17 protein-coding genes and 1 tRNA gene are annotated in these 19538 nt (G+C 58.7%); 11 read left to right on the top strand and 7 right to left on the bottom strand.

Translation table 11 applies throughout. The annotated features are described in order from the left end of the window. Positions 1 to 36: 36 nt before the first annotated feature. From ACR0JA_RS20745 to leuB, 5 genes are all read left to right on the top strand, one after another. Positions 37 to 582 carry an HdeD family acid-resistance protein gene (locus ACR0JA_RS20745; RefSeq protein ID WP_480579227.1) on the top strand — a complete coding sequence of 182 codons (546 nt, stop codon included), beginning with the start codon at positions 37 to 39 and terminating at the stop codon, positions 580 to 582. 42 nt (positions 583 to 624) lie between these two features. Then, positions 625 to 1230, top strand: a complete 606-nt coding sequence (gene leuD, locus ACR0JA_RS20740; RefSeq protein WP_480579225.1) for a 3-isopropylmalate dehydratase small subunit — start codon at positions 625 to 627, stop codon at positions 1228 to 1230. A gap of 330 nt (positions 1231 to 1560) precedes the next feature. Further along, positions 1561 to 2391: a hypothetical protein gene (locus tag ACR0JA_RS20735; protein WP_480579223.1), complete on the top strand. Its 831-nt coding sequence runs from the start codon at positions 1561 to 1563 to the stop codon at positions 2389 to 2391. Next, positions 2388 to 3410, top strand: coding sequence for an endonuclease/exonuclease/phosphatase family protein (locus tag ACR0JA_RS20730; protein ID WP_480579221.1), 1023 nt, complete (start codon positions 2388 to 2390; stop codon positions 3408 to 3410). Before ACR0JA_RS20735 ends, ACR0JA_RS20730 begins: the two co-directional genes overlap by 4 nt. Before the next feature lie 143 nt (positions 3411 to 3553). Further along, positions 3554 to 4657, top strand: coding sequence for a 3-isopropylmalate dehydrogenase (gene leuB / locus ACR0JA_RS20725; RefSeq protein WP_480579219.1), 1104 nt, complete (start codon positions 3554 to 3556; stop codon positions 4655 to 4657). A gap of 46 nt (positions 4658 to 4703) precedes the next feature. Here the strand turns inward: leuB and ACR0JA_RS20720 are convergent, their stop codons facing one another. Beyond that, complete coding sequence (locus ACR0JA_RS20720; protein ID WP_480579217.1) at positions 4704 to 6890, bottom strand: transglycosylase domain-containing protein; 2187 nt, start codon at positions 6888 to 6890, stop codon at positions 4704 to 4706. Positions 6891 to 7149: 259 nt separating this feature from the next. Between ACR0JA_RS20720 and ACR0JA_RS20715 the strand changes: the two genes are divergently transcribed. Together ACR0JA_RS20715 and ACR0JA_RS20710 are read left to right on the top strand one after the other, a co-directional pair. Next, positions 7150 to 7488 (top strand): P-II family nitrogen regulator, encoded by a 339-nt coding sequence (locus tag ACR0JA_RS20715; protein WP_058273036.1) that lies wholly within the window; start codon positions 7150 to 7152, stop codon positions 7486 to 7488. Between the two features lie 32 nt (positions 7489 to 7520). Further along, complete coding sequence (locus tag ACR0JA_RS20710) at positions 7521 to 8846, top strand: ammonium transporter (RefSeq protein WP_480579215.1); 1326 nt, start codon at positions 7521 to 7523, stop codon at positions 8844 to 8846. Between the two features lie 71 nt (positions 8847 to 8917). Here ACR0JA_RS20710 and ACR0JA_RS20705 read toward each other — a convergent pair whose 3' ends face one another. The 4 genes from ACR0JA_RS20705 to ACR0JA_RS20690 all read right to left on the bottom strand — a co-directional run bounded on the left by ACR0JA_RS20705 (position 8918) and on the right by ACR0JA_RS20690 (position 11857). Further along, entirely contained in the window at positions 8918 to 10102 is a 1185-nt protein-coding gene (locus tag ACR0JA_RS20705) for an amino acid aminotransferase (RefSeq protein ID WP_480579213.1), read from the bottom strand. Next, entirely contained in the window at positions 10102 to 10956 is an 855-nt protein-coding gene (gene sseA, locus ACR0JA_RS20700) for a 3-mercaptopyruvate sulfurtransferase (RefSeq protein ID WP_480579211.1), read from the bottom strand. Before sseA ends, ACR0JA_RS20705 begins: the two co-directional genes overlap by 1 nt. A gap of 71 nt (positions 10957 to 11027) precedes the next feature. Continuing rightward, positions 11028 to 11294, bottom strand: a complete 267-nt coding sequence (locus ACR0JA_RS20695; RefSeq protein ID WP_480579209.1) for a CBU_0592 family membrane protein — start codon at positions 11292 to 11294, stop codon at positions 11028 to 11030. 2 nt (positions 11295 to 11296) lie between these two features. Continuing rightward, the gene (locus tag ACR0JA_RS20690; protein ID WP_480579207.1) at positions 11297 to 11857 is read right to left on the bottom strand and encodes a helix-turn-helix domain-containing protein; all 561 of its coding nucleotides are present in this window, start codon (positions 11855 to 11857) and stop codon (positions 11297 to 11299) included. A 106-nt stretch (positions 11858 to 11963) separates the two neighbouring features. Here ACR0JA_RS20690 and ilvD point away from each other — a divergent pair, with 106 nt between their 5' ends. The 3 genes from ilvD (at position 11964) to amaB (ending at position 16702) form a co-directional block, all read left to right on the top strand. Beyond that, positions 11964 to 13796, top strand: coding sequence for a dihydroxy-acid dehydratase (ilvD, locus tag ACR0JA_RS20685; RefSeq protein WP_480579205.1), 1833 nt, complete (start codon positions 11964 to 11966; stop codon positions 13794 to 13796). Positions 13797 to 14080: 284 nt separating this feature from the next. Beyond that, the gene (locus ACR0JA_RS20680; RefSeq protein ID WP_480579202.1) at positions 14081 to 15187 is read left to right on the top strand and encodes a saccharopine dehydrogenase family protein; all 1107 of its coding nucleotides are present in this window, start codon (positions 14081 to 14083) and stop codon (positions 15185 to 15187) included. Positions 15188 to 15205: 18 nt separating this feature from the next. Beyond that, a complete protein-coding gene (gene amaB / locus ACR0JA_RS20675) occupies positions 15206 to 16702 on the top strand; it encodes an L-piperidine-6-carboxylate dehydrogenase (protein ID WP_480579393.1) in 1497 nt (498 codons plus the stop codon). Positions 16703 to 16708: 6 nt separating this feature from the next. Here the strand turns inward: amaB and ACR0JA_RS20670 are convergent, their stop codons facing one another. After that, on the bottom strand, positions 16709 to 18286 hold the full coding sequence (locus ACR0JA_RS20670; RefSeq protein ID WP_480579199.1) for a DUF5928 domain-containing protein: 1578 nt from the start codon (positions 18284 to 18286) through the stop codon (positions 16709 to 16711). 142 nt (positions 18287 to 18428) lie between these two features. Between ACR0JA_RS20670 and ACR0JA_RS20665 the strand changes: the two genes are divergently transcribed. Then, positions 18429 to 19247, top strand: a complete 819-nt coding sequence (locus ACR0JA_RS20665; protein ID WP_480579196.1) for a sulfotransferase family protein — start codon at positions 18429 to 18431, stop codon at positions 19245 to 19247. Between the two features lie 200 nt (positions 19248 to 19447). Here the strand turns inward: ACR0JA_RS20665 and ACR0JA_RS20660 are convergent. Further along, positions 19448 to 19524 (bottom strand) — tRNA-Met (locus ACR0JA_RS20660). Positions 19525 to 19538 lie beyond the last annotated feature (14 nt).

The following is a 19538-nucleotide window of genomic DNA, read 5'->3' as shown; positions in this document are numbered from 1 at the left end:
GTCCCCTCATATCTAGATATTTGAGGGATTGAACACATGAGTGACTGGATCAAATGGCTCCTGCTGGGGCTTCTGTCCATAGCGTTCGGCATCTTTGTGCTGGGCGCGCCCGTTGTGGCATCGGTGGCGGTGACGGTTGTGACCGGCGTGTTGCTGCTGATCGCGGGCGCAATGCAGATTGTCGGCGGCTTCACGGTCGAAGGTGCCGGCAACAAGATCCTGTCGCTCATCATGGGTGCGGTCATGCTGTTTCTGGGCTGGTCCTTTCTGGATCATCCGCTTCAGGGCACGCTGACGCTGGCGACCGTGATGCTGATCCTGTTCATGGCAGGCGGCATCGCGCGGGTCATTCTGTCGTTCCAGATGAAGGGAACGCAGTTTTTCTGGCCGACGATGATCTCGGGCATCTTGTCGATCATCCTGGCAGGTATCATCTGGTCTTATGCAAGCAGCGAACCTGCCGCTTTGCTGAGCCTTCTGGGTATACTGCTGGGCATCGAGATGCTGTTCAACGGGTTCGGATTGGTCTTCATGGCGTTCTTCGTCAAGAACGCACCCAAGGACGAAACGAAAGAAGCTTAAACGCGGAGAACGGGCGCGGCCCTCTCCGGCAGGAGTGTGAACATGGAAAAGTTTGAAAAAGTCCACGGGGTGGCCGCCCCGATGCCGCTGATCAATATCGACACCGATATGATCATTCCGAAAGTGCACCTGAAGACCATCAAACGGTCCGGCCTTGGCGTCGTTCTGTTTGACGAGATGCGCTATCACGAACATGGCGGCGAGAACGAAGATTTCGTTCTTAACAAACCCGCCTACCGGCAGACAGAGATTCTGGTCGCAGGCGACAATTTCGGCTGCGGCTCGTCGCGTGAACACGCGCCCTGGGCGATCAAGGATTTCGGCATCAAGGTGGTGATCTCGACCAGCTTCGCCGACATCTTCTTCAACAACTGCTTCAAGAACGGCATCCTGCCCATCGTGGTGGAAGAAGAACACCATGCGATCCTGATGGACGACGCGCACAAGGGTGAAAACGCCCGCATGACCGTGCATCTGGAAGATCAGCAGATCACCACATCGGACGGGGTTGTCATCGAATTTGACATCGATCCGCATCGCAAGCACTGCCTGCTGAACGGTCTGGACGATATTGGCCTGACGATGGAAAAAGACCATCACATCGACCGATTCGAGGATCACGCAAATCAGGCGCGCCCCTGGGTATGAACCTGGGGATGATTCTGTGGACACTCAACCTAACGGGGTCGCTGACGCGGCCCCGTTCGCATTCTTGGGGTTGATTTATTAACAGATACTACATCTAGGTCTCATTTTGAGATACCCGCCACATTTGCGCCCCAAATGATGCAATCGCGCACCAGTTGCGCCATCATTTTGCCCGAAACACAGTGTTTTCTGCCCCTTGGCTTGAGCGGTCAGTTCAATGTCGCCACTGTTGACGGAAAAGAGGCATCCGTCAAAAAAAGAGCGGCGGGCACAAGTTGGAACCAAGTTGGCAAAGAATCGACTGGTCCGGTTTGGAAAAGGGTTCGGATAGTGATTGCACGCACAACGGGGGCGGCGATACGTGGTCTATTGGTGGCACTTCTGGTGCTCACCCCTGCTTTGTATCTGCCGGCATCCACGCAAAACGGAACAGAGATTGTCGTCTTTCTGGCGATCCTTGCGTTTATCCTGACCTTCTCGGAATACAACTCCGCATTCCCCAGCCTGATCGAATTCCGCGATGCGCCGCCGGTGAACCGCCTTCGCTTTGTCGGCCTGATGTCGATGGTGATGTTCCTGACGCTGATCTGCAAGAACGCCTATGCACCGACCGAAGTGACCGGGCTGGTGTATTCCATGGGCCTAATGATCGCAAATGTTGCCGATTTTCCGTATTCTCCTGTGCGACTTGTCGTTTTGATGCTGCCAGCTGATGCTGCGGCGCCGCTGGTTGAACTGGTACGCATTGCCGCCGGGGTGGCATATGTTCTGGCCTTGGTGACAATCGCCAGCTTTGCCTATGCGGTGAAATGGCGGGGATGGCCAACGGGCAATGGGGCCTTCAATGTCTGGACCAATCTGCCACTGTTCGACCCGACCAAGGGCGGCGATGTGGTTTCACGCCTGCAGCGTGACGGTCGGCTGAACATCTCGATCGGTATCCTGTTGCCATTCCTGATCCCAGCCCTGATCAAACTGCTGGCCGCAGTTATCGACCCCATCGCGCTTGGCAATCCGCAGACGCTGATCTGGACGCTCAGCGCATGGGCCTTCTTGCCCGCCAGCATGATCATGCGCGGCATGGCGACCCTTCGCATCGCCGGGTTGATCGTCGAGAAACGCCGCGCTTATTCAACATCCGAGACCACTCAGGCCGCATGATCCGTGCCCTTGTCCTGTTGCTGCTGCCCTTTGCAGCGCAGGCCGAAACGATTCGCGTAGCCACCTTCAACACCGAGCTCAGCCGGCACGGTCCCGGCCTGTTGCTGCGTGACATCCAGCGTGGTGATCCGCAGGTTTCTGCGGTGGTGGACGTGCTTGCAGCCACCCGCCCCGATATCGTCGCGCTTCAGGGTATCGACTGGGATCTTGACAGGCTTGCCTTGTCGGCCTTGGTCCAGACGCTGGCGGATGCGGGTCTGGATTACGCCTATCAGTTTTCGGCCCAGCCAAACGCGGGGCTGGAAACCAATGTCGATCTGAACGGCAACGGGCAGACGCATGACCCCGGCGACGCGCAGGGTTGGGGCAGGTTCACCGGTCACCATGGACTGGCCGTATTGTCGCGGTTTCCGATCCTCGAACACGAGATCAACAACTTTTCGGAACTGCTGTGGCAGGATCTTCCCGGCGCAAGACTGCCGGAAAAGAACGACGCTCCGTTCCCGTCTGCCACTGCACACACGATCCAGAGGTTATCCTCGACCGCGCATTGGGTGGTCCCGATCCAGGCGCCTGGGGGACAGTTGGACCTGATGACATTCCACGCAACGCCACCGGTGTTTGACGGCCCCGAGGATCGCAACGGATTGCGCAACCGCGATGAAATTCGATTCTGGCAAGTGCTGCTGGATGGCGAATTGGGACCGGCCCCCAAAAGCCGCTTCGTGATCGCGGGCGACGCCAACCTCGACCCCGCAGACGGGGAGGGATTGAAAGAGGCGATGCAATCGCTTCTTGCTGATCCCCGGCTTCAGGACCCGCAACCACGTGACCAAAACGGCGCGCAGACAACTGTGACGTGGAAAGGCGTTGGTGACAGGCGTGTCGACTATGTTCTGCCGTCGTCGGACTGGTCTGTCGCTGATGCTGGGGTCTTTTGGCCCATCGACGCGCCGCACGATCCTGCGGCGACCGCCAGTCGCCATCGCCTGGTCTGGGTCGATCTGGACGTAGAATAGAGCGCAGAGCAGCAATCCGCTAAAGGCTGATGCCGGATTTCCTTGATTGCCCCTGTTTTCCTTACAAATTGGCAGTTCCATCACATTGACCCGGTGCGGCGCAGGCGCTAGGGGCTGTGCTGTAAAACGCAAGGAGATCCTTCATGTCCAACCCCTCGCTCCTCATCCTGCCCGGAGACGGAATTGGCCCCGAAGTCATGGCCGAAGTCCGCAAGATCATCGATTGGTTCCGTACCAATCGCGGCTTGGAATTCGACGTAAGCGAGGATCTGGTTGGCGGCGCAGCCTATGACGCCCATGGCAAGCCACTGTCGGACGAGACGATGGCCAAGGCGCTAGAGGTCGACGCAGTTCTGCTGGGTGCTGTTGGTGGTCCAAAATACGACGATCTGGACTTTAGCCTCAAGCCCGAGCGCGGGCTGTTGCGCCTGCGCAAAGAAATGGACCTGTATTCGAACCTGCGTCCGGCGCAGTGTTTTGACGCGCTGGCAGATTTCTCGTCGCTTAAAAAGGACGTGGTCGCGGGTCTCGACATCATGATCGTGCGCGAACTGACCTCGGGCGTCTATTTCGGCGAGCCGCGCGGAATCTTCGAGGAAGGCAATGAGCGGGTCGGCATCAACACCCAGCGCTATACCGAATCCGAGATCGAACGTGCCGCGCGCTCGGCCTTTGAATTGGCGATGCGTCGGAACAAGAAGGTCTGCTCGATGGAGAAGGCCAACGTGATGGAATCGGGCATCCTGTGGCGTGAGGTCGTGGACCGGGTGGCCGCAGAATATCCCGAAGTGGAAGTAACCCACATGTATGCCGACAACGGCGCAATGCAGCTGGTCCGCGCCCCGAAACAGTTTGATGTGATCCTGACGGATAACCTGTTCGGCGACATCCTGAGCGACACCGCCGCGATGCTGACCGGTTCGCTGGGCATGCTGCCATCGGCCTCGCTGGGCGCGCCGATGTCCAATGGCCGCCCCAAAGCGATGTACGAACCCGTTCACGGTTCGGCCCCGGATATCACCGGTCAGGGTAAGGCCAACCCGATCGCCTGCATCCTCAGCTTTGCAATGGCGCTGCGCTACAGCTTTGATCAGGGCGAGGAAGCCGACCGGCTTGAGGCTGCCATCGAAAAGGTTCTGGCCGACGGGGTACGCACAGCAGACCTGCTGGCTGATGAGGGCGTAACACCGGTGTCGACTAGCGAAATGGGCGATACGATTGTCGCCGCGCTGGACGACAGCCTTTGAGGACCAAAAAAGGCGGCGCTGAAAGCGCCGCCCTTTGCATTCGGCATCAATTGCCGAAGATATCACTCAACAGCTTATTAACTGCGCGTTCAAAGCCATTCTGTTTCCGGCGTGGCTGACGCTGCGGCTGCGCGACCTGAACCGGTGGTTCGGGGGCCATCATGGGCAGCGGCGATGGGGTCATACCTTCGGTCACGCGCAGCATGGTTTCCTTCCAGATCTCGGCGGGCAACCCGCCACCGGTGACGCCGGACAAGGGCGTGTTGTCGTCATAGCCCATCCAGACTCCGGTCACGTAATCTGCGGTGAACCCGATGAACCAGGCATCGCGCGCGGCCTGTGTCGTACCTGTCTTGCCGGCCACCTGCCATCCGGGCAGCTTGGCGCGCCCACCGGTGCCTTCTGAAACCACGCGCTCCATCATCCAGGTCAGCTGCTTGGCCGCGTTGTCGTTGATGACCCGCTCGCCGATCCCGGTTGTCGTCACCATCACCGGCGTTTCATCGCCCAACAGCTTCAATTCGGTCAGCCCATAGGGCTCCACCGCCGAGCCTCCGTTCAGGATACCCGCATACGCGCCTGTCATCTCGATCAGGGTGCTTTCCGATGCGCCCAGCGCCAGCGCAGGGCCTTCCGCCAGATCGCTGGCGATGCCAAACCCGCTGGCGACCGTACGCACGTTGTCCAGCCCGGCGATGTCCGCCACTTTGACCGCCGGGATATTCAGCGAATTCTTGAGCGCATCCGCAAGCGTCACGCGACCGTAGTATTTGTTGGTGTAGTTCTTTGGGCACCACTGACCCGATCCGGGGATGTTCCAGCAGGTGGGCTCATCCATCACCGTATCCAGCGGCGAATACCCCAGTTCCAGTGCTGTGGCGTAGACAAAGGGTTTGAACGACGATCCCGTCTGCCGCAATGCCTGCGTGGCGCGGTTGAACGCACCCGACACCCGTGTCTTGCGCCCGCCGACCATACCGCGCACCGCGCCGTCGGCGGACATCACGACAATCGCCGCCTGAGCCTTAGACCCATCGCGAACCTTTTCCTGAAAGATGAACTTCAAAGCCTCTTCCGCGGATTGCTGAATGCGCTGATCCAGCGTGGTGCGGATCACCACGTCTTCGGTGGTGTTGCGGGTAAAGAACTCCGGCCCGCTCGCCATTACCCAATCGGCGAAATAGCCGCCTGCGCGGGCGGCGGCGGCCTCGGACAGCTCGGCCGGTCGACTGCGGGCTTCGCTGGCCTGCGCCGGGGAAAGGTAGCCTTGGGTTTCCATTAACCCGACAACCAGTCGCGCACGATCCTGCGAGCGTTTCAGGTTATTGGTCGGCGCGTATCGCGAGGGTGCAACCAGTAGCCCTGCCAGCATCGCCGCCTCAGAAGGGCTGACCTCGGCCGCTGAAATACCAAAGTAACGCTGACTGGCCGCTTCGAACCCACGTGCGCCCGCCCCCAGGAAAGCCCGGTTCAGATAGATGGTCAGAATCTCGTCTTTCGAGTATTTGACCTCCATGGCAATGGCATAAATCGCTTCTTTGGCCTTGCGCCACAACGAGCCCTGACGGCAATCGGATTCATATGCGGCCTCGGATTCCCAGTCTTCCGGCACATAGGGCACACCCAGACACAGCAACTTTGCCGTTTGCTGCGTGATCGTCGATCCACCGTGCCCAGACAGCGGGCCACGTCCTTCGCTCAGGTTGATACGCACGGCGCTGGCGACACCGCGCGGGCTGACACCGAAATGGCGATAAAAGCGCTTGTCTTCAGTCGCAATCACCGCGTTCTTCAGATGCGGCGACACCGTATCCGCCGTAATGACACCGCCGAACTGATCCCCACGCCAGGCAAAGACCTTGCCGTCGCGATCCAGCAGGGTAACAGACCCTCGCGCACGGCCATCGAGCAGCGCGTCGACGTCGGGCAAAGTCGAATACACCACGCCAACCGCCAGCGCCAACAGCAGGGCGACGACAGCACCGACACGCCAGGTCAGGCCCCAGATCAGTCGGAAAATCCAGCGGGACATGCGGCGGAAAATCCCGCCTCCTTTGCCGCCGCCGGTCTTTCGCGTTTTACGCCGCGCCGTCTTGCGTGTGGTGGTTTTGCGGGCGGTCGATTTCTTGCCCGCAGGTTTTGCCGCACGTTTCGACGCCGAAGGCTTACGACCCTTCGACGGATACCGTTTATCTGCAACCAACGTCGGTTTGCGGCGCTTGGACTCAGTCATGCTCAAACTCTGCCCGATTATACTTTTGCGCCACCATACCGCGATGCGGCGCCCATGTAGAGGTCCGAATTTCCTGAAATTCCCCTTCTGAATCCGCCTATTTTTTAGTCTGCTCTAAGATTTTGTGCAAAAATTGTGCAACTTTGACCGCTTTCGACCCGAAAATCCACTGACAGACCGTGCCTTCCCGGGCCCAGTCACGCTCTTTTTCTGCAGGTGCAAACAAACCGGTATCGCCGGGGCAGCAGAGGGGAAAGATGTGAAACTGATCATTGCGACAATCAAGCCATTCAAACTTGAGGAGGTGCGCGAAGCGCTCACCGAGGCCGGGGTACGCGGCATGATGGTGACCGAGATCAAGGGCTTCGGCTCGCAATCCGGACACACAGAGATCTATCGCGGCGCAGAATACGCCGTGAATTTCGTACCCAAGATCAAGCTCGAGATCGTGGTGCCCGCCACCATGGCCGATCAGATCGTCGAGACGATCACCAAAACCGCCAAAACCGGCAAGATCGGTGACGGCAAGATTTTTGTCCTCGATGTCGAGCAGGCGCTGCGCGTGCGGACCGGGGAAACCAACGAGGAAGCGCTGTAGGCGCCCGATCCACCACAATTCGAGGACGAACAATGAACCTGATGAAATCTCTCATCCCTGCCGCCGCGCTTGTCGCGCTGCCGCAGATGGGCCTGGCGCAAGAGGCCGCTGCCGGTGAGACCGCGCAACACACGCAATATATCCTGACTTCTCTGCTGTTTCTGGTTGGCGGCTTCCTTGTGTTCTGGATGGCGGCCGGTTTTGCCATGCTCGAGGCCGGTCTGGTGCGGTCAAAGAACGTGGCCATGCAGCTGATCAAGAACATGGGTCTGTTTTCCTTTGCCGCCATCATGTACTGGCTGGTTGGCTTTAACCTGATGTATCCGGGTGACGGCTGGACCATCACAGGTGTTCTGGGCGCGTTCTCGCCGACCTCTCTGGAACCTGTTGGTCTTGACGGTGTCGAGACCGACCTGTCCTATGCTTCCGTCGGTTCGGATTTCTTTTTCCAGCTGATGTTCTGCGCCACAACAGCGTCGATCGTGTCAGGAACTGTGGCCGAGCGTATCAAACTGTGGCCCTTCTTCATCTTCGTGATCGTCCTGACCGGGATCATCTACCCGATCGAGGCATCCTGGCAGTGGGGCGGCGGCTGGTTGTCCGAAATGGGCTTTAGCGATTTCGCAGGCTCGACCCTTGTGCACGCCGCAGGTGGGTTCGCAGCGCTGGCCGGTGCCATCGTGCTGGGCCCGCGGATCGGCAAATACAACAAAGACGGCAAGGTTGTTCCGATCCCCGGTTCAAATCTGGCGCTGGCAACCCTGGGTACGTTCATCCTGTGGCTGGGTTGGTTCGGCTTCAACGGCGGCTCGCAACTGGCGATGGGCACCATCGGAGACATGGCCGATATCAGCCGCATCTTTGCCAACACCAATATGGCCGCTGCCGCCGGTGCCGTTGCTGCGCTGATCCTGACGCAGGTGATGTACGGCAAGGTCGACCTGACCATGGTGCTGAACGGCGCATTGGCCGGGCTGGTGTCGATCACCGCCGAACCGCTGGCCCCGTCACTGTTCCAGGCTCTGATCATCGGTGCCATCGGCGGTGTGATCGTTGTCCTGACAGTTCCGATGCTGGACCGGATGAAGATCGACGACGTGGTCGGCGCAATCCCGGTTCACCTGATCGCAGGTTTCTGGGGCACTTTCATCGTCGCGTGGACAAACGGGGATGCGTCCTTCGTGACCCAGATCATCGGCTTTGCCGCCATTGGCATCTTTGTCTTCGTGGTGAGCTTTATCCTGTTCACGATCCTCAAGAACACCATCGGCCTGCGCGTTGGTGAAGAAGAAGAGATCAACGGTCTGGATATGGGAGAACTGGGCATGGAAGCCTATCCCGAGTTCTCTAAGGGCTAACCGTAAAGTATGGAAAACAAAAAACCCGGGCGTTTTCGCCCGGGTTTTCTTTTGTCTTATGTTCAGACCGCTCAAACACCAACGTCGACAATCGCCTTGGCCAAGATCGGCACGGTAACCGCGTTCAGACCGGCGATATTCAAGCGACTGTCCCCGACCATATAGATACCGTGATCGTTGCGCAGTTGCTCGACCAGTTCCGGGGCCGCGCCAAGGCGCGAGAACATGCCGCGATGCTGGGCGATGAAACCAAACCGGTCGGAACCGCTGAGACGCTGCAATTCATCCGACAGTTGCTGGCGCAGTCCCAACATCGACAGACGGACCTCTTCCAGCTCGGCCGCCCAGTCGGCGCGCAACGCGTCGTCGTTCAGGATCGTGGTTACCACCCGCGCGCCGTGATCCGGTGGGAAGGAATAGTTCTGGCGGTTCAGAAACGCCAAAGTCGCCTGGTTCAAAGCCGTTTGCGCCGGGTCATCACTGATCGCCATCAACAGACCGGTGCGTTCGCGGTAGACCCCGAAATTCTTCGAGCACGAGGCCGCGATCAGGCACCGCTTGACCGACGAAGCTACCAGACGGGTCGCCTGCGCGTCCTCTTCCAGGCCATCGCCAAAGCCCTGATAGGCAATGTCGATCATCGCCACGAGGCCACGTTCGTTGATCAGGTTCACGACCTCCTGCCATTGCACCATGTTCAGGTTTGCGCCCGTCGGGTTGTGGCAGCAGCCATGCAGCAGGACCACGTCGCCTGCATTCGCTGTTTTCAGGTCTTCGATCATGCCATCGAAATCGACCCCACGGGTTTCGCTATCAAAGTAGCGATATTCGGCGGTTTCAATTCCCAGATAACGCAGAATCGACGGGTGGTTCGGCCATGTGGGGTTCGACAGAAAGACGCGTGCGGAAGGTTTGGCCATTCGGATCATCTCGAACGCCTGACGGCAGGCCCCGGTGCCACCCGGGGTCGCAACAGCAGCGATATTGCCGCGCGCTACGGTGTTCCCAAGGATCAGGCCGATCATCGCATCGGCATAGGCCGGATCACCTGCAAGCCCGGTATAGGCCTTGCTGTCCTGCTCTTCGACAAGACGCCGCTCGGCCGCCTTCACCGCGCGCATCACCGGAGTGACACCCTCGGCGTTCTTGTAGACGCCAACACCCAGGTCGATCTTCTGATCGCGCGGGTCTTCGCGATACATCTGCATCAGCGCCAAGATCTTGTCGGCAGGCTGCGGTTTGAGGTTCTCGAACATCAGGTCTCTCCGGTTGCGACGGGCAGGGTCGGGAAGGCACCCCATTCAGCCCAGGAGCCGTCATAAAGCGAATGGTCTTTCTTGCCCATGCGCTCGAGCGCTAGGCTGAGGATTGCGGCAGTCACACCTGACCCGCACGACGTGATTGCGGGCTTTGACAGGTCCACGCCTGCCGCCTCAAAGATGGTGCGACATTCTTCGGGTGATTTCATCGTGCCGTTCTTGTTCAGCAAAATACCAAACGGTACATTGCGCGAGCCCGGAATGCGGCCCGATCGCAAACCTTCGCGCGGTTCCGCCTCGGTACCGGCAAATCGACCTGCCGACCGGGCATCGATGATTTCATGATCTGCCAGCTTGGCTGCGGCGGACACTTGCGTCACATCCCGCACCAGATGGTTCTGGACGCGGACCGTCATATGGCGATCGCGAACAACGGGCGGCAGATCCTCGACCTCGCGCCCTTCGGCCTGCCATTTTGGCAAGCCGCCATCCAGCACAGCAATGTTGTCCTGACCCATCAGGCGGAACAACCACCAGACCCGTGCGGCCGACATCAACCCGGCACCGTCATAGACCACAACCTGGTGGCCATCGCCCACGCCCATGCCACGCAGGCGCGACATGAATTTCTCGACCGGTGGCGCCATATGCGGCAGGTCCGAGCGATGATCCGAGATGTCGTCGATATCAAAGAACCGCGCACCGGGGATATGCGCCGCGTCATATTCGGCCTTGGCGTCGCGGTTCTGCGCGGGCAGATACCAGGACCCGTCCAGAATCCGCAGATCCGGGTCCTTGATATGCGCGGCCAGCCAGTCTGTAGACACGAGGGTTTTTGGATCGTCCTGCATCAAAGCCTCCCCTAAGCGAGCTTGAGTTTTCCCTATACTTCGCAGGGTAAGGGTTCAAGCTTGGATAGCGCTCACTTGGCGCGGCGCAGGCGGAAATGTTGAGCGATACCAATCAGGCTGATCACGATCCAGAAGCTTTCGATCAGCATCGAGGCCAGATTGAAGTTCTCGAGCAGGGAATAGACGATCAGAATGGACCCGAACAGATTGATCAACGGAAAGGCCAAATCCTCGGAGTTCATCATCCGCATCTGCGTCGCAAAATAGGCCGCAACCACCAGCAAAGCGCCAAAAGATCCGACAGCGTCGGCAAAAGTCAGAGAGTTCAAAAATGCCATGATCAAATATCCTGTTGGCCTGCTGCTTGTTGCCCATAGTGATGCATGTTCAGAAATTCCGCCCCATCCGGACCCGCGCGATACCCATGCGGCAGGTCGGCGGCAAAGCGCAACCCTTGCCCGTCCTGCAACATCACCCACTCGCCGTTTCGCCGAACCTCCAACGGGCCGTTCAGAACGAACACCTCTTCGGTGACGCCCGACGCATGGGCGGGAGAGGTGTGGCTCTGATCCGGTTTCAACGTGACGTGAAAGGTTTCCGCTGCAAGGGCCGGATCAAACGGAAATACGATCTTGACCGAAATGCTGCCCGGAAAGGTTACGGTCTGGAAAACACCGGCAGACGGGTCTCGCCCGGCGGTGGTGCCAATCAGCGCACTGAGCGGTATCTCAAATCCCTTGGCGATCTTCCACAGGGTGGCAATTGTCGGGCTCGATTCACCGCGTTCGATCTGGCCCAGCATGGCTTTGCTGACGCCGGTCAGCTCGGCCGCTTTTGAAAGGCTCAGCCCCGAAGCCGCCCGCACATCCCTTAATTTCAGCGTTATCTCGTCCGGTGCCATTCTGCCGTCCTTCGAATCCTCTTGTGCGTTATAGCGCACATGTGGTACGTGCGCTATAACGTACGAAACTCGGATATCGCAACCGGGGCAAAAGGGAAACAGCATCATGCCAATGTACCGATCCAGAACATCGACCCATGGCCGCAACATGGCCGGAGCCCGTGGACTGTGGCGCGCCACAGGAATGGGCGACGATGATTTTGGCAAGCCGATCATCGCCATCGTCAATTCGTTCACCCAGTTCGTGCCCGGCCACGTCCACTTGAAAGACCTCGGCCAGATGGTCGCCCGCGAGGTTGAGGCCGCCGGTGGTGTTGCCAAGGAATTCAACACCATTGCGGTCGATGACGGTATCGCCATGGGCCATGACGGGATGCTGTATTCCTTGCCTTCGCGTGAGGTGATCGCGGATTCGGTCGAATACATGGTCAACGCGCATTGCGCCGACGCGATGGTCTGTATCTCGAACTGCGACAAGATCACCCCCGGCATGCTGATGGCCGCCATGCGCCTGAACATCCCGGCGATCTTTGTCTCGGGCGGGCCGATGGAGGCTGGCAAGATCGACATCGCCGATCTGGACGCCAAAAAGATCGACCTCGTGGACGCCATGGTCGCCGCTGCTGATGACCGGTTCACCGATGAGCAAGTCCAACACATTGAGGAAAACGCTTGCCCCACCTGCGGGTCATGTTCGGGTATGTTCACCGCCAACTCGATGAACTGTCTGGCCGAGGCGCTGGGTCTGGCGCTGCCGGGTAATGGCTCGACCCTGGCCACCCATGCCGACCGCAAGGAACTGTTCCTTGAGGCCGGTCGCCGCATCGTCGAGATCACCAAGCGGCATTACGATCTTGACGAAAAGGGTTTCCTTCCGCGCGAAATCGCGACGTTCGAGGCGTTCGAGAACGCCATGAGTCTGGACATCGCCATGGGTGGTTCCACCAACACCGTGCTGCACCTGCTCGCCATTGCGCATGAGGGCGAAGTACATTTCAACATGAGCGACATGGACCACCTCAGCCGCAAGGTCCCCTGTCTGTGCAAGGTCGCGCCGAATATTGAGAACGTGCATATGGAGGACGTCCACCGCGCCGGCGGCATCTTTTCGATCCTCGGCGAACTCAGCCGTGCGGGACTACTGCACGAGGAATGCCACACTGTGCATTCCGCCACCATGGGCGAAGCGATCGCTAATTGGGACATCAAGATCGCCAACAACCCGGCCGCGCAGGACCTGTTCAAAGCCGCCCCTGGCGGAGTGCGAACAACGCAGGCGTTCAGCCAGTCGAACCGGTATAAGGAACTGGACACCGACCGCGAAAACGGCGTGATCCGCTCCAAGGAACACGCGTTCAGTCAGGATGGCGGTTTGGCGGTTTTGTTCGGGAACATTGCGCGCGACGGCTGTATCGTCAAAACGGCGGGCGTGGATGAGCACATTCTGACCTTCACCGGCACGGCCTATGTCTGCGAAAGCCAGGATCAGGCCGTCAACGACATCCTGACCGGCAAGGTCAAGGAAGGCGACGTGGTGGTGATCCGTTACGAGGGTCCGCGCGGCGGGCCGGGCATGCAGGAAATGCTCTACCCAACCTCGTACCTGAAATCGAAAGGACTGGGCAAAGCCTGCGCATTGCTCACCGACGGCCGGTTCTCCGGCGGCACCTCGGGTCTTTCAATCGGTCATGTCTCACCCGAGGCGGCCGAAGGCGGCGAGATCGGCCTAGTCCAGAATGGCGACAAGATCGAGATCGACATCCCCAACCGCACCATCCATCTGGCGGTTTCGGACGAGGAACTGGCCGCACGGCGCGAAGAGCAGGATGAGAAGGGCTGGCTACCAGCCGTACCGCGCAAACGCAAAGTTTCCACGGCGTTGAAAGCATACGCAAAGCTGGCCACCAGCGCGGCGAAGGGCGCTGTGCGTCAGGTCTGAGACATCGGGCTGGCCGGTACAGGCCAGCCCCTTTTCGCAAACTCCCCCCAGTATTCGTTCAATCGGACTGAGACCGAATCCCAGTGTCGGTCCAATGGGTTGCGCGCTTTCTTAACCTCGCGTCTGCCGGATAGATCCGGGGACGCAGGGGCATACTGGAATTCGTCAATTCGTCCATTTTACCGTCTATATGACGCGACTCACGGCGTTTTCGTCAAGATACCATCTGCCACGCGGACGATCTGCCCTCCATACTTAAAGGAAACAGGCAAAGGAGGCGCGTTTTGGTCTGGAATGTTTGCGTTGTCGGGGCGGGTAAGATCGGGCGAATGATCGCAACCCTGCTGAAAACCTCACCCCATTATTCGGTCGCTGTGGCGGACAACAACCTGTCTGCATTGTCGGACCTCAAGGGGCTGGGCATTGCTACCCGTCAGATTGATGCCAGTGATCCCGATGCGCTTGCCAAGGGGCTGGCAGAGTTTGACGCGGTGATATCGGCTGCTCCGTTCTTCCTGACGCCAATGATTGCCGAAGCGTCTCAAAAGGCCGGTGCTCATTACTTTGATCTGACCGAGGATGTGGCGGCCACCCAAGCCGTGCGCGACCTTGCGCAAAACAGCAAGACGGCGTTCATGCCGCAATGCGGGCTGGCCCCCGGATTTGTCGGCATCGCCGGGGCTGCGCTGGCGGTAGAATTCGACAAGATCGACAGCCTGCACATGCGCGTGGGCGCGCTGCCACTGTTTCCGACCAACGCATTGAAATACAACCTGACCTGGTCGACGGACGGCCTGATCAACGAATACTGCAACCCCTGCGATGCCATCGTAAACGGCGAACGGGTCAAGACCGCGCCGTTGGAGGATTACGAGGTCATCGGCCATGACGGCGTTGAGTACGAATGCTTCAACACTTCGGGCGGTCTGGGAACCTTGCCCGAAACGCTTGAAGGCAAGGCGCGGGCGGTCTCCTACCGCTCGATCCGTTATCCGGGACATCGGGACATCCTTCGGCTGCTGCTGAACGATCTGGGGCTTGAACGGCGCCGGGACTTGCTGAAAGAGATTTTCGAAACCGCGCTGCCGCGCACCGATCAGGATGTCGTGCTGGTCTACTGCACGGCGCGCGGGACAATCGACGGTGAACTGCGCGAGCGGTCGCTGATTAACAAGTCTTTCGCCCGCACCATCGGCGGCCAGGTCTGGAGCGCCATTCAGGTCACGACCGCCGCCGGTGTGCTGGGTGTCGTCGACCTGATGCGGCAGGGCATTCTGCCGACCAAAGGGTTTGTCCGGCAAGAGCAGGTCAAGCTCTCGGATTTCCTCAACACTGAATTTGGCCGGCTCTATCGCGCCGGCGACGTCACCGAACAGAACAAGGCGGCCTGAGACATGAAAGATATCGTGATGACTGCGGATACTATTCTGGCAAATCTGGACCTGACAGCGGCCGAGCTGAAAGGCGGCACGCTGCGCGTCACCTCTCCGATCGATGGCAGCCTGCTGGCTGAGGTGCATGAAACCCCAGCGACAGAAATGGAAGCTGTCTTTGCGCGTGCCACCGCCGCTTTCAAGGCCTGGCGGGTTGTGCCTGCTCCGCGCCGGGGCGAGTTGATCCGCCTGCTGGGCGAAGAGCTGCGCGCCGCCAAGGATGATCTGGGCGCGCTGGTCAGCTGGGAGGTCGGCAAGATCACCTCGGAAGGGCTGGGCGAAGTGCAGGAGATGATCGACATCTGCGACTTTGCGGTTGGCCTGTCACGGCAGCTTTATGGCCTGACCGTAGCATCAGAGCGTCCGGGTCACCGGATGATGGAAACCTGGCATCCTGCCGGACCCGTTGGTGTGATTTCGGCCTTCAATTTTCCCGTAGCCGTCTGGTCGTGGAACACGGTGATTGCGCTTGTATGCGGTGATCCGGTGATCTGGAAACCCTCGGAAAAGACACCGCTGACAGCTATGGCATGTCAAAAGATATTCGAACGTGCGCTGGCGCGGTTCGGGGACGCGCCCGAAGGGTTGCTGCAAACACTGATCGGCGGGACCGAATTGGGCGAGGCGTTGGTGGCCAGCGAGGATGTGCCCGTAATCTCGGCCACTGGATCGACCCGGATGGGCCGCGCCGTCGCGCCCGTTGTGGCGCAGCGGTTTGGCAAATGCATTCTGGAACTGGGCGGCAACAACGCCATGATCGTCGGTCCATCGGCCGATCTGGAAATGGCGGTGCGCGCAATCGTGTTTTCAGCCGTTGGCACGGCGGGTCAGCGATGCACCACATTGCGCCGTCTGATCGTCCACAACTCGATCAGGGATGAACTGGTCGCACGGTTGAAGAAAGCCTATTCGGGGCTGCCGATTGGCGATCCGCTGGCCGAGGGTACATTGGTCGGACCTCTGGTCGACGAAGCCTCGGGCGCGGCGATGACAGCTGCGCTCAGCGCCGCCGAGGCCGAGGGCGGCGTAGTTTTTGGCGGCAAGCGCGTGACCGATGGCGTGCCGGCGGGCGTCTATATGGAACCCGCGATCGTCGAGATGCCGGGCCAGACCAAAACGGTCAAAACCGAAACATTCGCGCCGATCCTGTACGTCATGGGGTATGACGATTTTGCCGAGGCGATCGACATTCAAAATGACGTGCCGCAAGGGCTGTCATCCTGCGTCTTCACCCTGAACATGCGCGAGGCTGAACAGTTCCTGACGGCAGCCGGGTCCGATTGCGGGATCGCCAATGTGAATATCGGCCCGTCAGGCGCCGAAATCGGTGGTGCCTTCGGTGGCGAAAAGGAAACCGGAGGCGGGCGCGAAAGCGGGTCGGATGCATGGAAGGCCTATATGCGCCGGCAAACGAACACCGTGAACTATTCGGACGAATTGCCGCTGGCGCAAGGTGTCAAGTTCGACATCTGAGGCCGCTCAGTCCGTAAACAGATAGTCCAGCTGCAATATGGCTTCGGCTTTTTGCGATGAAACGGACAGGAACCGGGCCAATTCCTCGGCGTTTTCGGCCCGGTTTGCGGTTTCGCGGATACGGAAATATCCGTCGCCCGCGGCCTCCCTGATCAGCTCGGATTCATGCGTGATCTCGCTGCGCAGGGTTGGCAACAGGCGCTGCACCGATTCCGCAGGGCTGTTTGCGCCGACAAGTCCCACACGTTCCGCATGTCCGGCCAAATAGTCGTCGGTATAGCTGCACTCGATATCCAAGACGCGCAGCCGGACCTGATCGGCCTGGAAATCACGAATGATCTCGATGCTGCCGGGATCGACGCACAGCACCAGCCGGTCGGACGCGAACTCGTCATACAACATGCCAACAGTTGCCCGGCGATGGCGCGCGCGTTTCTTCAGGGTCGTTTCGATCCCGCCCAAATCAGGCAATTGGGTACGTTCCTCGTTGAACAGGTATTCTACGCAGGGCAGCTGAGTTTCCGAAATGATCTGATCCAGCAAGCGTTTGGCCACGTGCCATTTCTTGCAGGTGATCAGAAATAGATCCCGGTCCGGCCCAAGCGTATTCGAGGCCTCCCAGAAGCGCTGCGCATACCGCCGCCCAACGCGCCCGCGCCCGGTCAAAAAACGATAAAGGTTGCGCCCCTCGTCCGAGATGTGAAAGGTCACGCCCTCGGCCGCATATAGCTGTCCCAGACGGTCTTTGAGCTCATGCGCCTCGGGGCTGATCTTGCGAGCAAACAAATAGTCCTGCGCCAACAGCAGATCGTAATGGTCATTATAGAACGTTACAGGCATCCCATAATCAGAGAACATCAGAAAGGTCAGGGTGCGGCTTTCGATCTGCTCTTTCGGGATCAAGTGGCGCACAAGGGTCTGAAAGAACGTCTCGTCCGGGATCCAGGTGGTCGAGAAAAACCGGATCACGTCGCGACGTTCACGCAGAAATACTTGGATCATTTCAACCGTGCGGCGGCGCAGACACCACCACTGGCTGCCGATCATGACCTGTATGTCCTGCGGCACGTCGCGGGTCAGACCCAGCTTTTTCTGCGCCTCGTAACTGGCATAGAACTTGCCGGCCTGTGTACGCTCGTTGAAGAAATGGCGATAGATCAGGCGGTCCTCTTTCATGCCGGTCTTGATCCAGTCGCTTTCGAAGAAATCGTGACTTTCGACAAAATCCATGTCGGATTCGTCCAGAAAATGATGCGCGTATTCGGCGGTTTTGATCGCCATGCAATCGCCCGACAGCATGTAGAAATGGGTAGCCCGTGGAAACGCGTCAGTCGCAGCTTGCAAAGCGTTCAACGTGGCCTGAACCAGCGACCATTCCCCCCAGCCGCATCTGATCCGCTTTGCAGCAAAGGTCACGTTCGGATTGTCGCTCAGAGCCGCCTGAATGCGCGAGTAGTCTTCATGGCTCGATCTGGCGTCGAAATGAATGGCCATACAGTCCCCTGCGGCCGTCAACTGCCGGGCCTGGGCGATGATGGCCTCGGGGTCTTTGTGGCACAAAAGGATAAAGGCAATCTTTGCCATCGTTGTCGGTATTTCCCATTTCTGCCCGTTTGCAACCGTGATACTGAGGATGAACGATTGAATAAACAGAATATTTTTGGTTCTTTGATTTCATAAGCTGGACTGTCGAGTTGAGACCAAACCAGCGCAGGAGGCATAGCAGATGGGTTTTCCCGGAACATGGATGACCGAAAGCCAAAGCATGGTGTACCGTGTTGTGCCCAAATGCGCGTGTTCGACGATCGGCCAGATCATGTATTATTCGGATCACGGTCAGTTCTTTGACGGGGATATTCATGACGCCACCGACGGGATGCACAAATGGGCCTTTGATCCCAGCAAGGACACGATCACCCGGAACGTACAGTCTCATGCCTCGTACACATTCACCTGTGTGCGCAATCCCTACACGCGGATCCTGAGCTCTTTTTTCGACAAGATCTGCGGCATTCAACGCAATGGCAAACGCTATCGCGGTAATCTGGTGCCGACATTGATCTACAATTACGGGATCGAAGTAGGCGGTGACGACGGCAAAGGAGAGTTCGACCAGATCGCCAGCTTTCGCCGATTCCTGCTGTTCGCACGCGACACCATTCGCTGGCGACGCCCGATGGACCCGGACATTCACTGGTCGGCGATGTCGGGGCATGTCTCGACCCTCATTGCGAATGGCGGTCAGTATGACAACATCTTCTGGACCGAAAAGTTCAACGACGGCATGCAGGATGTTTTGAACAACCTAGAGACCGCGCATCCTGTCACCCTGTCAGAAATTCCGCGCTTCAACGAATCCGAGGGTCACGGACCAAAGCGCGCGCATCCGGTCGAGGACTACTTTGACGACCTGTCGATGCATCTGGTCTACGAGATCTACAAACAGGATTTCGAGTTGTTCAAATACGATTTCGAAAACCCCGCAAACAAGATGCCGATCGCCGAGATCGATCTTGACGAGGTGCACGCAAAACTGGGCGACTAAGGCAAGCAAACAGCCTTTGCCCTAGGTCGGCGAACCCTAGTTTGTCCATTGAACCGGAGACCATAAGCCGCAGACCTTTGTCTTTCGCTTGTCACGCGACGTTGTTCAATTGCGGCCCAGGAATATGAGCCCGACGAGGTGAGGACGTTAAGCAATTGATTCAGTGGATCAATTGTAGGTTTATTGGATTGTTTGGGTTTTGGTTGCGGGAGTAGGATTTGAACCTACGACCTTCAGGTTATGAGCCTGACGAGCTACCGGGCTGCTCCATCCCGCGACACTTTGGTGGGC

Source organism: Ruegeria sp. AM4 (assembly GCF_056540665.1).
Note: the sequence above shows the minus strand (reverse complement) of the source record. Positions and strands in the feature narration are given on the sequence as shown.

Coding starts and splice junctions, on each gene's coding strand:
- ACR0JA_RS20665 (WP_480579196.1), top strand. CDS start 18,429: ATGGGTTTTCCCGGAACATGGATGACCGAAAGCCAAAGCATGGTGTAC.
- ACR0JA_RS20710 (WP_480579215.1), top strand. CDS start 7,521: ATGAACCTGATGAAATCTCTCATCCCTGCCGCCGCGCTTGTCGCGCTG.
- ACR0JA_RS20670 (WP_480579199.1), bottom strand. CDS start 18,286: ATGGCAAAGATTGCCTTTATCCTTTTGTGCCACAAAGACCCCGAGGCC.
- ACR0JA_RS20695 (WP_480579209.1), bottom strand. CDS start 11,294: ATGGCATTTTTGAACTCTCTGACTTTTGCCGACGCTGTCGGATCTTTT.
- amaB (WP_480579393.1), top strand. CDS start 15,206: ATGACTGCGGATACTATTCTGGCAAATCTGGACCTGACAGCGGCCGAG.
- ACR0JA_RS20705 (WP_480579213.1), bottom strand. CDS start 10,102: ATGTTCGAGAACCTCAAACCGCAGCCTGCCGACAAGATCTTGGCGCTG.
- leuD (WP_480579225.1), top strand. CDS start 625: ATGGAAAAGTTTGAAAAAGTCCACGGGGTGGCCGCCCCGATGCCGCTG.
- sseA (WP_480579211.1), bottom strand. CDS start 10,956: ATGCAGGACGATCCAAAAACCCTCGTGTCTACAGACTGGCTGGCCGCG.
- leuB (WP_480579219.1), top strand. CDS start 3,554: ATGTCCAACCCCTCGCTCCTCATCCTGCCCGGAGACGGAATTGGCCCC.
- ilvD (WP_480579205.1), top strand. CDS start 11,964: ATGCCAATGTACCGATCCAGAACATCGACCCATGGCCGCAACATGGCC.
- ACR0JA_RS20720 (WP_480579217.1), bottom strand. CDS start 6,890: ATGACTGAGTCCAAGCGCCGCAAACCGACGTTGGTTGCAGATAAACGG.
- ACR0JA_RS20690 (WP_480579207.1), bottom strand. CDS start 11,857: ATGGCACCGGACGAGATAACGCTGAAATTAAGGGATGTGCGGGCGGCT.
- ACR0JA_RS20745 (WP_480579227.1), top strand. CDS start 37: ATGAGTGACTGGATCAAATGGCTCCTGCTGGGGCTTCTGTCCATAGCG.
- ACR0JA_RS20730 (WP_480579221.1), top strand. CDS start 2,388: ATGATCCGTGCCCTTGTCCTGTTGCTGCTGCCCTTTGCAGCGCAGGCC.